This is a genomic window from Sphingobium sp. B7D2B (assembly GCF_025961895.1).
Lineage (GTDB): Bacteria > Pseudomonadota > Alphaproteobacteria > Sphingomonadales > Sphingomonadaceae > Sphingobium.
Genome location: NZ_JAOQOM010000001.1, coordinates 2,500,465 through 2,516,009 on the forward strand (window position 1 = coordinate 2,500,465; position 15,545 = coordinate 2,516,009).

General features: G+C 63.9%; 16 protein-coding genes. All 16 read right to left on the reverse strand.

The window, feature by feature from the left end; all coding sequences use genetic code 11:
- Positions 1-71 precede the first annotated feature (71 nt).
- A complete protein-coding gene (gene nuoN / locus M2341_RS11575; protein ID WP_181560072.1) occupies positions 72-1,511 on the reverse strand; it encodes an NADH-quinone oxidoreductase subunit NuoN in 1,440 nt (479 codons plus the stop codon).
- Entirely contained in the window at positions 1,511-3,058 is a 1,548-nt protein-coding gene (locus M2341_RS11580; protein WP_264585338.1) for an NADH-quinone oxidoreductase subunit M, read from the reverse strand. Before M2341_RS11580 ends, nuoN begins: the two co-directional genes overlap by 1 nt.
- The gene (gene nuoL / locus M2341_RS11585; protein ID WP_264585339.1) at positions 3,055-5,181 is read right to left on the reverse strand and encodes an NADH-quinone oxidoreductase subunit L; all 2,127 of its coding nucleotides are present in this window, start codon (positions 5,179-5,181) and stop codon (positions 3,055-3,057) included. The genes M2341_RS11580 and nuoL overlap by 4 nt, the downstream gene beginning before the upstream one ends.
- Positions 5,182-5,185: 4 nt before the next feature.
- Complete coding sequence (nuoK, locus tag M2341_RS11590) at positions 5,186-5,491, reverse strand: NADH-quinone oxidoreductase subunit NuoK (protein WP_181560075.1); 306 nt, start codon at positions 5,489-5,491, stop codon at positions 5,186-5,188.
- Between the two features lie 106 nt (positions 5,492-5,597).
- Positions 5,598-6,212: an NADH-quinone oxidoreductase subunit J gene (locus M2341_RS11595; protein ID WP_181560076.1), complete on the reverse strand. Its 615-nt coding sequence runs from the start codon at positions 6,210-6,212 to the stop codon at positions 5,598-5,600.
- Positions 6,213-6,242: 30 nt separating this feature from the next.
- Positions 6,243-6,725: an NADH-quinone oxidoreductase subunit NuoI gene (gene nuoI / locus M2341_RS11600; protein WP_264570750.1), complete on the reverse strand. Its 483-nt coding sequence runs from the start codon at positions 6,723-6,725 to the stop codon at positions 6,243-6,245.
- The gene (nuoH, locus tag M2341_RS11605) at positions 6,722-7,768 is read right to left on the reverse strand and encodes an NADH-quinone oxidoreductase subunit NuoH (RefSeq protein WP_264585340.1); all 1,047 of its coding nucleotides are present in this window, start codon (positions 7,766-7,768) and stop codon (positions 6,722-6,724) included. The genes nuoI and nuoH overlap by 4 nt, the downstream gene beginning before the upstream one ends.
- Complete coding sequence (gene nuoG / locus M2341_RS11610) at positions 7,765-9,777, reverse strand: NADH-quinone oxidoreductase subunit NuoG (RefSeq protein WP_264585341.1); 2,013 nt, start codon at positions 9,775-9,777, stop codon at positions 7,765-7,767. The genes nuoH and nuoG overlap by 4 nt, the downstream gene beginning before the upstream one ends.
- Before the next feature lie 2 nt (positions 9,778-9,779).
- The gene (gene nuoF / locus M2341_RS11615; protein WP_264573155.1) at positions 9,780-11,120 is read right to left on the reverse strand and encodes an NADH-quinone oxidoreductase subunit NuoF; all 1,341 of its coding nucleotides are present in this window, start codon (positions 11,118-11,120) and stop codon (positions 9,780-9,782) included.
- A complete protein-coding gene (locus M2341_RS11620; protein WP_264585342.1) occupies positions 11,120-11,785 on the reverse strand; it encodes a complex I 24 kDa subunit family protein in 666 nt (221 codons plus the stop codon). Before M2341_RS11620 ends, nuoF begins: the two co-directional genes overlap by 1 nt.
- Entirely contained in the window at positions 11,778-11,969 is a 192-nt protein-coding gene (locus M2341_RS11625; protein ID WP_181560082.1) for a hypothetical protein, read from the reverse strand. The genes M2341_RS11620 and M2341_RS11625 overlap by 8 nt, the downstream gene beginning before the upstream one ends.
- Positions 11,966-12,328 carry a nuclear transport factor 2 family protein gene (locus tag M2341_RS11630; protein WP_264574893.1) on the reverse strand — a complete coding sequence of 121 codons (363 nt, stop codon included), beginning with the start codon at positions 12,326-12,328 and terminating at the stop codon, positions 11,966-11,968. Before M2341_RS11630 ends, M2341_RS11625 begins: the two co-directional genes overlap by 4 nt.
- A gap of 11 nt (positions 12,329-12,339) precedes the next feature.
- On the reverse strand, positions 12,340-13,575 hold the full coding sequence (locus M2341_RS11635) for an NADH-quinone oxidoreductase subunit D (RefSeq protein ID WP_264585343.1): 1,236 nt from the start codon (positions 13,573-13,575) through the stop codon (positions 12,340-12,342).
- Positions 13,575-14,462, reverse strand: coding sequence for an NADH-quinone oxidoreductase subunit C (locus tag M2341_RS11640; protein ID WP_264585344.1), 888 nt, complete (start codon positions 14,460-14,462; stop codon positions 13,575-13,577). The genes M2341_RS11635 and M2341_RS11640 overlap by 1 nt, the downstream gene beginning before the upstream one ends.
- A gap of 10 nt (positions 14,463-14,472) precedes the next feature.
- Positions 14,473-15,039 carry a NuoB/complex I 20 kDa subunit family protein gene (locus M2341_RS11645; protein WP_181560084.1) on the reverse strand — a complete coding sequence of 189 codons (567 nt, stop codon included), beginning with the start codon at positions 15,037-15,039 and terminating at the stop codon, positions 14,473-14,475.
- Entirely contained in the window at positions 15,030-15,404 is a 375-nt protein-coding gene (locus M2341_RS11650; RefSeq protein WP_181560085.1) for an NADH-quinone oxidoreductase subunit A, read from the reverse strand. The genes M2341_RS11645 and M2341_RS11650 overlap by 10 nt, the downstream gene beginning before the upstream one ends.
- Between the last annotated feature and the right edge of the window lie 141 nt (positions 15,405-15,545).

A 15,545-nucleotide genomic window follows, 5' to 3' on the forward strand; every position in this document is an offset into this window, starting at 1 on the left:
GATCCAGGGTCATCGACGCGCCCATTGGGCACCGCCGCGTGGCCCTGCACGGGAGGCGACGCGCGGCGGTCTCAGAACAGCGAGGCTGCAGCAGCTGCGCTCGCCCGGTCGAGCCAGGGGTTGAGCAGATAGCCCACCACGATGATCGCCGCGCAGGCGGTCATAAGCCCATATTCCAGGGGGCTGCGCGCGGTGCCATAAGGCTCGGCCGGCTGGTCGAAGTACATCGTCTTGACCACCTTGAGATAATAGAAGGCACCGATGACCGAGGCGGCAATACCGATGGCGGCCAGCGGCGTGAGGCCCGCACCGACGGCGGCATCGAACACAAGGAACTTGGCCCAGAAGCCGAACAGCGGCGGAATACCCGCAAGGCTGAACATGAAGATCGCCAGCGCAGCCGCCAGACCCGGCCGCGAGCGCGACAGGCCCGCGAGGCTCGCGATCGTCTCGACCGGATTGCCGTCCTCATCCCGCATCTGCAGCACGCAGATGAAGCTGCCGACCGTCATGATGATGTAGATGAACAGATAGCTCATCACCGCTGCAACGCCTTCGGCCGTGCCGGCCGCCAGGCCGATCAGTGCGAAACCGATGTTGTTGATCGAGGAATAAGCCAGCAGCCGCTTGATGTTGGGCTGGTTGATCGCCGCAACGGCACCCAGCACGATCGAGGCCAAGGCCATGAAGATGATGATCTGCTGCCACGCGACGCCGCTCGGCCCCATCGCGCTGATCGCAACGCGCACCGTCAGCGCGAGCGCGGCCACCTTGGGCGCGCTGGCGAAGAAGGCGGTCACCGGCGTCGGCGCACCTTCATACACGTCGGGCGTCCACATGTGGAACGGCACGGCACTGATCTTGAAGGCCAGACCCGCCAGCACGAACACCATGCCAAACATCTCGCCGGTGCTCAGGCCATCGGCCATCGCCGCGGCGACACCGGTGAAGCTGGTCGTGCCCGAGAAGCCATAGAGCAGCGACATGCCATAGAGCAGGATGCCGCTCGCGAGGCCGCCGAGCACGAAATATTTGAGGCCCGCTTCTGCCGAGCGCGAATCCTTGCGGGCAAAGCTCGCGAGCACATAGGCGGCCAGGCTCTGCAGCTCGAGGCCGATATAGAGCGTCAGCAGATCGGCCGCCGACACCATCATCGACATGCCGATGGACGAGAAGAGGATCAGCACCGGATATTCGGCGCGCAGGCCACCGTCGCCATCGAAGAAGCGCGGGGCCACGACGATGCAGGCCGCAGCCGCGAAGAAGATCAGTGCCTTGGCGAAGCTCGCAAAGGCATCGGCGCGGTAGAGACCCTCGAAGATCAGGCCGCCGGCATTCACCGCCGGCGTGGCGAGCAGCAGGCCGGCCACGGCCAGCGCCAGCACCGAGAGCCAGCTCACCGTGCGACCGGCGCTGTCGCCCGCAAAGGCACTGACCATCAGCAGGACCAGGCCCGAGATTGTCAGCGTGATTTCCGGCAGGACCGAAGCAAATACGCCCAGGCTATCCATCAGTGCGCCCCCTCGGCGTGTTCTTCGTGATGTGTGTCAACGGCTTTGCCGGTGCCTTTGGTGAGATGGGCGTCACCGGCGGGCTTCGCAGCCTCGGTGCGGGCAACGATGCTGGCGACATTGCCGCGCATCGGCGCGAGGAAGCTTTCGGGATAGACGCCCATCCACAGGACTGCGGCGGCAATCGGCACCAGCAGCGCCAGTTCGCGCGCCGAGAGGTCCGGCATGGCGCGGACGTCGTCCTTGACCAGATCGCCGAACACGACGCGCCGGTAGAGCCACAGCATGTAGGCGGCGCCCAGGATGATGCCGGTGGTGCAGACCAGTGCGACCCAGCTCGATGCCTGATAGATGCCCATCAGCGACAAGAGTTCGCCGACGAAGTTGCTCGTGCCCGGCAGGCCGACGGAGGCCATGGTGAAGAGCATGAACAGCAGCGCATATTTGGGCATGTTGACGGCAAGGCCGCCATAGCGACTGATCTCGCGGGTGTGCAGGCGATCATAAATGATGCCCACGCACAGGAAGAGCGCGCCGGAAACCAGGCCGTGGCCCAGCATCACCATCATGGCGCCCTCGACGCCCTGCTGGTTGAAGGCGAACAGACCGACCGTCACGATCGCCATGTGCGCGACCGAGGAATAAGCGATCAGCTTCTTCATGTCGCTCTGCACCAGCGCGACGAGACTGGTGTAGACCACCGCGACCATCGACAGGCCCCAGACCAGCCAGGCCAGTTCGGCCGAGGCGACCGGGAACATCGGCAGCGAGAAGCGGATGAAGCCATAGCCACCCATCTTCAGCAGCACGCCGGCGAGGATGACCGACCCTGCGGTCGGCGCCTGCACGTGCGCATCCGGCAGCCAGGTGTGGACCGGCCACATCGGCATCTTCACCGCGAAGCTGGCAAAGAAGGCGAGGAACAGCCAGGTCTGCGCGTGCGGCGGGAAGTCATAGGCCATCAGCTCCGGAATGGCGGTGGAGCCGGCCGTGCGGACCATCCACAGCATCGCAATGAGCATCAGCACCGAGCCGAGCAGCGTATAGAGGAAGAATTTGTAGCTGGCGTAGATCCGGTCCGCGCCGCCCCATATGCCGATGATGAGATACATCGGGATGAGGCCGGCCTCGAAGAAGATGTAGAAGAGGAAGATGTCCTGCGCCGCGAAGACGCCGATCATCAGCGTCTCCATGAACAGGAACGCCGCCATATATTCGCCGACGCGGTCCTTCACGGATTCCCAGCTCGCGCCGATGCAGATCGGCATCAGGAACACCGTGAGCGCGATCAGCATCAGCGCGATGCCGTCTATGCCCAGCGCCCAGGCGAACCGCCCGAAGATCGGCGCATATTCGGTGAACTGCCACTCCGCCGCACCGGGCGTCATGTCGAAGCTCAGCCAGAGGATAGCGCCCAGCACCAGGTCGGTCAGGGTCGCGGCAAGCGCGATCCAGCGCGCCGACTGCGCCGAGACGAACAGGCAGGCGATGGCGCCGATCATCGGAACGGCGAGCATCAGCGAAAGGATGGGGAAGCTCTGGCTCATTTCGGCATGATCGCCCAGGTGACTGCCGCGGCGAGGCCAATCAGCATCACCAGCGCATAGGAATAGAGATAGCCCGACTGCATGGCCCGCGTGACCCGGCTGCCGGCGACAACGACTGCCGCCGCACCATTGGGACCGAACCGATCGATGACCCCCTGGTCGCCGCCCTTCCAGAAGACGCGGCCAAGCCACATGGCCGGGCGGACGAAGATGAGATCGTACAGCTCATCGAAATACCACTTATGCAGCAGGAAATCGTAGAGCATGTAGAACTGCGCCGTGAATTTGGCCGGCCAGTCGGTGTGGCGGATATAGGCCAGCCAGGCGATGACGAGGCCGGTGAGCATGACGACGGCCGGCGTCGCCTTCACCCAGAACGGCACTTCATGCGCGGCATGGACCAGATGCTCGTTGAAGTAGAGCGTGCTGGCCGCCCAGAAGCGGGCGCCCTCTTCAACTCCGAAGAAGCTGTAGTAGAACACATAACCACCCAGCACCGCGCCAAGGCTCAGCACGATCAGCGGGATGAGCATGACCAGCGGGCTCTCATGGGGGTGATAGCCTGCCGTGCCGGTCGCCTGCGCATCTACGCCATGGCCGTGCGGATCATGACCCGCATCTTCCTGCGCAGGCGGATTCTCCGCGCCATGCTCGGCATGGCCGTGCGCTTCGGCGTGGGCATGGTCGTCGTGACCGTGGCCGTGGGCATCATGCCCATGGGCATCATGCACAGCGTGCTGAATGTGCTCGCTGCCTGCCCAGCGGGGCTTGCCCCAGAAGGTCAGGAACATCAGGCGCCAGCTGTAGAAGCTGGTGAGCAGCGCCGCGAAGGCGCCGACGAAGAACGCGCCCGTGCCATGACCGCCCGCCGCGAAGGCGCTCTCCAGGATGGCATCCTTGGAGAAGAAGCCGGCAAAGCCGAAATAGGTGCCGGGAATGCCGACGCCGGTGATGGCCAGCGTGCCAAGCAACATTGTCCAGAAGGTGATCGGGATCGATTTCCGCAGGCCGCCATAATAGCGCATGTCCTGCTCATGATGCATGGCATGGATCACCGAGCCGGCACCAAGGAACAGCAGCGCCTTGAAGAAGGCGTGCGTCAGCAGGTGGAACATGGCGGCGCCATAAGCGCCGACGCCAGCGGCGAAGAACATGTAGCCGAGCTGCGAGCAGGTCGAATAGGCGATCACGCGCTTGATGTCGGTCTGCACTGTGCCGATGGTGGCGGCGAAGATGCAGGTTGCCGCGCCAACGATGGTAACCACCGCCATGGCCGTCGCGCTCGTCTCGAACAGCGGCGAGAGGCGGCAGACCATGAACACGCCGGCCGTGACCATTGTCGCGGCGTGGATCAGTGCGGAGACCGGCGTCGGGCCTTCCATCGCATCTGGCAACCAGGTGTGCAGGCCGAGCTGCGCCGACTTGCCCATCGCGCCGATGAACAGCAGCAGGCACAGGACCGTCATGGTGTCGAGGCGCATGCCGAGGAAGCCGATGGTCGAACCGGCCATGGTCGGCGCGGCCGCGAGGATCGCCGGAATGTCGATCGTGCCGAACACCAGATAGATGCCGAAGATGCCGAGCATGAAGCCCAAGTCGCCGACGCGGTTGACGACGAACGCCTTAATGGCCGCGGCCCCCGCCGAGGGCTTCTTGTACCAGAAACCGATCAGCAGATAGGAGGCCAGGCCGACGCCTTCCCAGCCGAAGAACATCTGCAGCAGGTTGTTGGCGGTCACCAGCATCAGCATCGCGAAGGTGAACAGCGAGAGATAGGCGAAGAAGCGCGGCTGATCCGGGTCCTCGTCCATATAGCCCCAGCTATAGAGGTGAACGAGCGCGGAGACGCTGGTGATGACCACGAGCATCGTCGCCGTGAGCGAATCCACCCGCAGCGCCCAGCTGACGTCCAGCGTGCCGGAGCGCATCCAGGTGAACAGCTCGACAATCTGCGGCTGCGCATTGCCGGTGAGGTAGGAGATGAAGATCGGCCAGGACAGCGCGCAGGAGAGGAACAGCGCGCCCGTCGTGATGGTCTTGGACGGCACATTGCCGATGGCGCGCTGGCCCAGCCCCGCGATGATCGCGGCCAGCAGCGGACCGAAGACGATGATTGAGATCACGCGATCAGCCCTTCATCTGGTTGACATCGTCAACGGCAATGGTGCCGCGCTGACGGAAATAGATGACGAGGATCGCCAGACCGATCGCCGCTTCACCGGCGGCCACCGTCAGAACGAACATGGCGAAGACCTGCCCGACCAGATCGCCCAAATAGGCGCTGAACGCGACGAGATTGATGTTCACCGCCAGCAGGATCAGCTCGATCGCCATCAGGATGACGATGATGTTCTTGCGGTTGATGAAGATGCCGAGCACGCCGAGCACGAACAGGATCGCGCTGACGACGACATAATGACCAAGGCCGATCATGCGGAAAGACCTCCCTTTCCGTTCGCTTCGAGCGAAGTCGAGAAGCGGGGTGCGCCAAGTGTCTCGACGACGCTCGACACGAACGGAGCGTTGATGCGGAAGAGGCTCACAGCTCTACCCCCTTGCCCACCGGCTGATCGATGTTGCGCACGGCATCCTCGGGCCGGCGGCGGACCTGCTTGCCAATGTCCTGCGAGCGCACGCCGCCCCGGGCGCGATGCGTCAGCACGATGGCGCCGATCATCGCGACGAGCAGGATGAGCCCGGCCGCCTCAAACAGGAAGATGTAGCGCGAGTAAAGCAGCGCGCCGATCGCCTGGATGTTCGGCATGTCCGTCGGTGTCGGCGCGGCCCGCTGCGCGAGCGTGACCTCACCGGCCTGCCAGATGGCGATGCCGAGCACCAGCTCGACCAGCAGGATCAGCGCGATGGCGCCGCCCAGCGGGAAATAACTGACGAATCCCGCTCGCAACTCCGCGAAATCGATGTCGAGCATCATCACCACGAAGAGGAAGAGCACGGCGACCGCACCCACATAGACGATGACGAGCAGCATCGCGACGAACTCGGCGCCGAGCAGCACCATGAGTCCCGCCGCGTTGAAGAACGCCAGGATGAGCCAGAGCACGCTGTGCACCGGATTGCGCGCGAGAATGACCATCGTGGCGGATGCCACGACGATGCTCGCGAACAGGTAGAAGGCGAAAACTTGAACGGTCAAAACGTCCCCCTCTGGTCCCTTCGCGGCGCCTTAACGGTAGGGGGCATCGGCGGCAAGGTTCGCCGCGATTGCCCGCTCCCATTTGTCACCATTGGCGAGCAGTTTCGCCTTGTCGTAATAGAGTTCTTCACGGGTTTCCGTGGCAAACTCGAAGTTCGGGCCTTCCACGATCGCGTCGACCGGGCAGGCTTCCTGGCAGAAACCGCAATAGATGCACTTCACCATGTCGATATCGTAGCGCGTCGTGCGGCGCGAGCCATCGTCGCGCGGCTGCGCCTCGATGGTGATCGCCTGCGCCGGGCAGATTGCCTCGCACAGCTTGCACGCGATGCAGCGTTCCTCGCCATTGGGATAACGGCGCAGCGCATGCTCGCCGCGGAAGCGGGGCGAGATCGGGTTCTTCTCATAGGGGTAGTTGATGGTCGCCTTGGGCTTGAAGAAATACTTCAAGGTCAAAGCGTGCGCCTTCAAAAACTCCCAGAGGGTGAAGGATTTGACGAGATGCGCAATCATGCGCCGCCTCCATAGCGGGTCAACATCAGGAACCCGGACACGAGGAATACGAAGAAGAGCGAGAGCGGCAGGAAGACCTTCCAGCCCAGCCGCATCAGCTGGTCATAGCGGAAGCGGGGCACCGTCGCCTTCACCCATGAGAAGATGAAGAAGAACACGAAGGTCTTGCCCAGCAGCCAGATGATGCCCGGCACAACGTAGAGCGGCGCCCAGTCGATCGGCGGCAGATAGCCACCCCAGAAGAGCAACGCGTTGAGCAGGCACATCAGGATGACGTTTGCATATTCGCCAAGCCAGAAGAGCGCGAAGCTCATCGACGAATATTCGGTCTGGTAACCGGCGACGAGCTCGGATTCCGCCTCGGTCAGGTCGAAGGGCGCCCGCGCCGTCTCCGCCATGGACGAGATGAGGAACACCACCGCCATGGGGAAGAGCAGCGGATTGAAGCCATGGCCGTTGAGGAAGCCATAATAGCTGCGCTGCGTCTCGACGATGGTCGAGAGATTGAAGCTGCCCGACCAGAGCACGACGCTGATCAGCACGAAGCCGATCGAGACCTCATAGGAGATCATCTGCGCGCTGGCGCGCATCGCCGAGAAGAAGGGGTATTTGGAGTTGGACGCCCAGCCCGAGATCACCACGCCGTAAACGCCGAGCGAGCTGATCGCGAGAATATAGAGCAAGCCGACATTGATGTCCGCCAGCACCATCCCGGCATCGAACGGAATGACCGCCCAGGCCAGCAGTGCCACCGTGAAGGTGATGATCGGCGCGAGGATGAACAGCCCCTTGTTAGCCGCGCTCGGGATGATCGTTTCCTGCAGGAAGACCTTGAGGCCGTCCGCGAAGGACTGGAGCAGGCCGAAGGGGCCCACGACGTTGGGACCGCGGCGCAGCGCCATCGCCGCCCAAATCTTGCGGTCGGCATAGATGATCATCGCCACCGCCAGCATGAGCGGCAGCGCGATGAGCAGGATGAGGATCAGGTTGGCGACGAACCAGCCGAAGCCCGTGCCCAGATAGGTCTGGAAAAACTCGGTCATTCCGCGGCCTCCGCGAATTCTTCACCCATGACCAGTTCCGCCGAGCAGCGCTTCATCGTCGGGCTGGCCCGGCAGATGGCGTTGGTGAGATAGAAGTCCTTGATCGGCAGGCTAATCGGGCCGCTCGCATTGCTCGCGAGCGACGGGGCCGACCAGCCGAATTCGACCAGGCCTTCCTGTGCCAGCGCCGGGACGGCGGCATACATGGCAGCACGGAGCGCCTCGAAGCTGTCGAACGGCAGCGTCTTGCCCAGCACATCAGAAAGCGCGCGCAGGATCGTCCAGTCCTCGCGGGCATCGCCCGGCGCGAACACGGCCTTGTCGCCCCGCTGCACGCGACCTTCCGTGTTCACATAGGTGCCGGCCTTCTCGGTGTAGGCCGCGCCGGGCAGTATCACGTCCGCCGCATGGGCGCCCTTGTCACCATGGTGGCCGACATAGACCTTGAAGCTCTTGCCGAAGAGATCGAACGGCACATCGTCCGCGCCCATCAGGAACAGCAGCTTGGGCTCGCTCTGCGCGATCGCCTTCACGCCGCCCTGTGCCGCATAGCCAAGCATCAGCCCGCCCATCCGTGCGGCAGCCATGTGGACGACGTTGAAGCCGTTCCAGTCAGGCTTGATCAGACCGAGCGTGTTCACCGCCGCCAGTGCGGCGCCGTGTACGCCCGCGGCCGCCAGCGCACCGCCGCCCATGATGAGCGCCGGGCGGTCGGCCGCAGCGAAGGCATCAAGCACGTCCTTGGGCAGGTTCGCGAGCAGCGCGGCATCGTTGCCGAGCGAGATCACCTTGTAGGTCAGGTCCACGTCCGGCCCGATGGACCAGACCTTGGCGCCCTTCTTGATGGCCTTGCGGATGCGCGTGTTGATCAGCGGCGCTTCCCAACGCAGATTAGTGCCGACCAGCAGGATCGCGTCCGCCGTCTCGATGCCGGCGAGCGTCGAATTGAAGTTCACCGCCGAGAGGCTGGAAACCTCATAGTCGAGGCCGCCCTGGCGGCCTTCGAGCAGCGAACCGCCAAGACCATGGACAAGCTCACGCGCGGCGAACATCGTCTCGCAATCGAGCTGATCGCCGGCGATCGCCGCGACCGAACCGTTGGCGCTTTTCGCCGCGGCAGCGATGGCCGCAAAGGCCTCGTCCCACGTCGCGGGGACGAGCTGACCGTCCTTGCGAACATAGGGCTTGTCCAGCCGCTTGCGCATCAGCCCGTCAACGGCGTGGCGGGTCTTGTCGCTCGCCCACTCCTCGTTCACGTCATCATTGACGCGCGGCAGCACGCGCAGCACGGCGCGGCCCCGGCTGTCGATGCGGATATTGGTGCCCACCGCATCCATCACGTCGATGGCGAGCGTCTTCTTGAGCTCCCAGGGCCGTGCTTCGAAGGCATAGGGCTTGGACGTCAGCGCGCCGACCGGGCAAAGATCGACCACATTGCCGGATAGCTCGCTCTTGGCGGCATGCTCCAGATAGGTGGTAATCTGCATGTTCTCGCCGCGATAGATCGCGCCGATCTCCGGCACGCCGGCCACTTCCTCGGCAAAGCGCACGCAGCGCGTGCACTGGATGCAGCGGGTCATCACCGTCTTGACGATGGGGCCCATATATTTCTCGGTGACCGCGCGCTTGTTCTCGTCGTAGCGCGATTGGCCACGCCCATAAGCGACGGACTGGTCCTGCAGATCGCACTCGCCGCCCTGATCGCAGATCGGGCAATCGAGCGGGTGATTGATGAGCAGGAACTCCATCACGCCCTCGCGGGCCTTCTTCACCATCTCGCTGTCGGTGCGGATTTCCTGACCGTCAGCGGCCGGCAACGCGCAGCTCGCTTGCGGCTTGGGCGGCCCGGGCTTCACCTCGACAAGGCACATGCGGCAATTGCCCGCAATGGAGAGGCGCTCATGATAGCAGAAGCGCGGAATTTCCTTGCCGGCCAGCTCGCACGCCTGAAGCACGGTGGCTCCGGCGGGCACTTCGATGTCGATGCCGTCTACTTTGACTGTGGGCATGATTACTCCGCTGCCTCCAGCACAGGGGCGCCGCCGCGCTTGGCCGCGATGCGGCGCTCGATCTCGGGGCGGAAATGGCGAATGAGGCCCTGGATCGGCCAGGCGGCTGCGTCGCCGAGCGCGCAGATGGTGTGGCCTTCGACCTGCTTGGTGACCTGGAAGAGCATGTCGATCTCTTCCACCTCGGCATCGCCGCGCACCAGCCGCTCCATCACGCGCCACATCCAGCCCGTGCCTTCGCGACAGGGCGTGCACTGGCCGCAGCTCTCATGCTTGTAGAAGTAGCTGAGCCGCGCGATCGCCCGCACGATGTCGGTCGACTTGTCCATGACAATGACCGCTGCCGTGCCGAGGCCGGAGCCGAGCGCGCGCAGGCCATCGAAATCCATCGGCGCGTCCATGATCTCGGCAGCCGGCACCAGCGGCACCGAAGAGCCGCCGGGGATGACCGCCAGCAGATTGTCCCAGCCGCCGCGAATGCCGCCGCAATGGCGATCAATCAGCTCGCGGAACGGGATGCTCATGCTCTCCTCGATCACGCATGGCTTGTTCACATGGCCGCTGATCTGGAAGAGCTTGGTGCCGCGATTATTCTCACGCCCGAAGCTGGAGAACCATGCCGCGCCGCGCCGCAGGATCGTGGGCGCAACCGCGATGCTCTCGACATTGTTGACCGTGGTTGGGCAGCCATAGAGGCCCGCGCCCGCCGGGAATGGCGGCTTGAGGCGGGGCTGGCCCTTCTTGCCTTCGAGGCTCTCGATCTGCGCGGTTTCCTCGCCGCAGATATAGGCCCCTGCCCCGCGATGGACGAACACGTCGAAATCATAGCCCGAGCCGCAGGCATTCTTGCCGAGGAACCCCTTGGCATAGGCCTCTTCCACCGCCGCGAAGAGCACCTTCGCCTCGTAGATGAACTCGCCACGAATATAGATATAGGCCGCCCGCGCGCGCATCGCGAAGCCGGCGACCAGCGCGCCCTCGATCAGCTTGTGCGGATCGTGGCGGATGATCTCGCGGTCCTTGCACGAGCCCGGCTCGGACTCGTCGGCATTGATGACCAGGAAGCTCGGACGCCCGTCCTTGCTTTCCTTGGGCATGAAGCTCCACTTCATACCGGTCGGGAAGCCGGCGCCACCGCGACCACGCAGGCCCGAGGCCTTCATGATGTCGATGATGCCATCCTGTCCGATTTCAAGCAGCTTCTTAGTATTGTCCCAATCGCCCCGCTTCATGGCGGCGTCGATGCGCCAGTCCTGATAGCCATGGACGTTGGTGAAGATGCGATCCTTGTCTTCCAGCGGGCCGACAAAGGGCGGCGGCGCGGCGGGCGTTTCGTCAGCCATTACCATTCCCCCCGATAATCATGATTCTCGGTGACCATCGCCTTCGTCGCCGTCGGCCCGCCCTCGGGCGCGCTGGTCTGCCGGTCGATCTGCGGCCCGATCTTAGGCTGCTTGCCGGCTGCGAGATCGTCGAGGATCGCCGTCATGCTGTCGAAGGTCAGGTCTTCGTAATTGTCGTCGTTGATCTGGACCATCGGCGCATTGGCGCAGGCGCCGAGGCACTCGACCTCGGTCAGCGTGAACAGGCCGTCCGCGGTGGTCGTGCCCTTCTTGAGGCCGCGCTTGGCGCAGGCGTCCAGCACATCGTCGCTGCCGCGCAGCATGCACGGCGTCGTGCCGCAGACCTGCACATGGAACCGGCCGACCGGCGCCAGATTGTACATGGTGTAGAAGGTCGCGACCTCATAGGCGCGCATGAACGGCATTTCGAGCTGGGCGGCGACATATTCGATCACCGGGATCGGCAGCCAGCCCTGCGTGTTCGTCTCCGCACCGACCTGCCGCTGGGCGAGATCGAGCAGCGGCATCACTGCCGACTGCTGGCGTCCCTCGGGATAGCGCGCGATGACCTTCTTGGCCTGCTCGGCATTTTCCGGCGTCCAGGCAAAGCCGCCCCAGCGGGCGCGGACTTCGGCTTCATCGGGGATCTGGGGCGCGTCAGCCATTCTCGCGGATCCGCTTGCTGTAGGCCGGCGCGCCGAAGGTCAGCCAGAAATAGACCGTGGCGCATGCCAGCCCGGCGACCACGCCATCAGGAACATCGGCCATGCGGTCCAGCACGATCAGCACCATGCCGGCAAGGCTCAGCACCAGGATATGCAACCAGACGGGTGTTGCGTCGCCCCTCATCGAATGAACTCCACGCGCGACACCTTGTCGCCCTCGAATGAATAGACTGCGATCACATCGAACGGCTCGACCAGCTCCGAGCCATCGCTGGCCGGGCCGCGCGTGACATGCTCGCGCATCAGTACGTAATTGCCGATGGCCTGCGCCTCGACGATCTCCGCATGGTTCTGCGGCCATTTGGCGAAAGCGGCGGCGAGGCCCGAGCGGGTCCCTTCCTTGCCTTCGCGCACGACGGCACCGCGATAATTCGCCTCGCAGGCTTCGTCCGTCATCAGCTCGACATAGGCGTCGGCATCCTGACGATTGTAGCGCGCGATCATCTCGCGGGTGATGGCGATGCGCTCGTCAGCGGACAGCATGGTTGCAACGCTCACCGGTCGCACTCCCCGAACACGATGTCCATCGCGCCGAGTACGGCGGTGGTGTCGGCGAGCATGTGGCCCTTCATCAGGAAGTCCATCGCCTGCAGATGGCTGAACGCGGTCGGGCGGATCTTACAGCGATAGGGCTTGTTGGTCCCGTCGCTCACCAGATAGACGCCGAACTCACCCTTGGGGCTTTCGGTCGCCACGTAAACTTCGCCCTCGGGCACGTGGAAGCCCTCGGTGTAGAGCTTGAAGTGGTGGATGAGCGCTTCCATCGACTGCTTCATCTCGCCGCGCTTGGGCGGCACGACCTTGCGATCGAGCGAAGCGACCGGGCCGTCGGGCATCTCATTCAAGCACTGCTTCATGATCCGCGCCGACTGGCGGACCTCCTCCACGCGCACCATGAACCGGTCGTAGCAGTCGAAGTTGGTGCCGACGGGCACGTCGAACTCCATGCGATCATAGACATCGTAAGGCTGGGCCTTGCGGATGTCCCACGGAATGCCCGAGCCACGGAGCATCGGACCGGAGAACCCCCAGCGCAGCGCGTCTTCCTTGGAGCAGACCGCGATGTCGACATTGCGCTGCTTGAAGATGCGGTTGTCCGCCACCAGGCTGATCGCATCCTCGAAGAGACGTGGCAGGCGCGTATCGAGCCAGTCGCCAATGTCCGCGAGCAGCTTGAGCGGCACGTCCTGATGAACGCCGCCCGGCCGGAAATAGGCCGAGTGCATGCGGGCACCGGATGCGCGCTCGAAGAAGTTGAGGCAATCCTCGCGGATCTCGAACATCCACAGGTTCGGCGTCATCGCGCCGACATCCATGACATGAGAGCCAAGGTTCAGCATGTGATTGCTGATCCGCGTCAGTTCCGCGAAGAACACGCGCAGATATTGCGCGCGCAGCGGCACTTCGAGGTTCAGCAGCTTCTCGATGGCCAGCACATAGCTGTGCTCCATGCCGAGCGGCGAGCAATAATCCAGCCGGTCGAAATAGGGCAGCGCCTGCAGATAGGTCTTATACTCGATCAGCTTCTCGGTGCCGCGGTGCAGCAGGCCGACATGCGGATCGCAGCGCTCCACGATCTCGCCCTCGAGCTCCATGACCAGACGCAGCACGCCGTGGGCAGCCGGGTGCTGCGGGCCGAAGTTGATCGTGTAGTTCTGGATCGCGGTGTCGCCGAGCGCCGGATCGGCGTCGTCAACAAGATGCTCCAGCTTGTCGAGATATTCGGACATCAGGCGTCACCCTCGGGCGTCTTGGGCTTGCGCGTACGCTTCGGCTTGTTTTCCACCGGGGGCGTGTCTTCCACCGGCGCAGACGCAACCTCAGCCTTCTTGGCACGCGGCGCACGGGCCTGCTTGGTCGCAGCCTTGTCGGCCGGCGCACCGGCACCGGTATCCGCAGGCTCGTCCGTCGTCTTGGGCGTCTTGGCGTCCGGGGAAGCGGATGCTGACGGGGGTGGCGGCGGAGGAGGTGGCGGCGTGGGCGCACCCGGCGCCTCGCCCTTGGCCTTCTCGTCGCCTGGCAGCACATATTGCGCGCCTTCCCACGGGCTCATGAAGTCGAAGCTGCGGAAGTCCTGCGCCAGCTTCACCGGCTCATAAACCACCCGCTTCTGCTCTTCCGAGTACCGCAGCTCGACATAGCCCGTGAGCGGGAAGTCCTTGCGGAACGGATAGCCCTTGAAGCCATAATCGGTGAGGATGCGGCGCAGGTCCGTGTTGCCCTCGAACAGCACGCCATACATGTCGAACACTTCACGCTCGAGCCAGCCGGCGACCGGCCAGAGGTGCGTGACGGTCGGCACCGCATGATCCTCATCGGTGCGCACCTTGACGCGCAGGCGATGGTTCTTGGTCACCGAAAGCAGGTGATAGCAGACCTCGAAGCGCTCGGCCCGCTCGGGATAGTCGACCCCGGCGATCTCCATGAGCTGCTGATAGTCGAAGCGATCGCGCAGAAGCTGCAACGCATCGGCCAGCGCCTCGCGTTGCACGCCCACGCTCAGCTCGAAATGCGCGTCCTTGATCGCCAGCACGGCATCGCCAAGCGCGGCGCGAATGGCATCGGCCAGACCCTCGATCGGCTCGACCCGCGGTGCGGAATGAACGGCTGTCACCATATCCGCCCCCTCAACGCTCTATCGTGCCGACCCGGCGGATTTTCCGCTGGAGCTGCATGATGCCATAAAGCAGTGCTTCGGCGGTCGGCGGGCAGCCGGGGACGTAGATGTCCACGGGCACGATCCGGTCGCAGCCGCGCACGACGCTGTAGCTGTAATGATAATAGCCGCCGCCATTGGCGCACGAGCCCATCGAGATGACGTATTTCGGCTCGCTCATCTGGTCATAAACCTTCCGCAGCGCCGGAGCCATCTTGTTGCACAGCGTGCCGGCGACGATCATCACGTCGCTCTGGCGCGGAGACGCGCGCGGGGCAGCGCCGAAGCGCTCCATGTCATAGCGCGGCATGTTCACGTGGATCATCTCGACCGCGCAACAGGCGAGACCGAAGGTCATCCACCAGAGCGAGCCGGTGCGCGCCCAGTTGAACAGGTCTTCCGTCGAGGTGACGAGAAAGCCCTTGTCGCTCACCTCGGTGGAGAGCGCCTTGAAGAATTCGGGATCTGGCTGCGTGGCCGGCGGAACCCCGATCAGCGGAGCGCCCAGCGTGCCCGGCCGTTCAAGTTCTACTCCCAATCGAGTGCTCCCTTCTTCCAGGCATAGACGAGGCCGAGCACCAGCTCGAAAATGAAGATCATCATCGCGCCCCAGCCGGCCCAGCCGATCTCAGCCAGACTCACCGACCAGGGGAAGAGAAACGCCGCTTCCAGATCGAAGATGATGAACAGGATCGCGACGAGATAGAAGCGCACGTCGAACTGACTGCGCGGATCCTCGAATGCGGGAAAGCCGCACTCATATTCGCTCAGCTTTTCCGGGTCCGGCTTGTGCGACCCCGTCAGCCGGCCGACGGCCATGGGCAGGAACACGAACGCGCACGACAAGCCCAATGCGACAACCAGAAACAGCAGGATCGGCAGATATTGCGACAGATCGACCACTTGAATCCCCTAGGCTTAATAGCCTTTGATGGGGGCGCTTTAGGACTGCTGCACCTGCGAGGCAACCCTTGGACGGGCTGAGAATGATTCGCAACAAATCAGCCCAGCGTCAGCCCCTCCCCTATGGGCTCAGACCGGCCG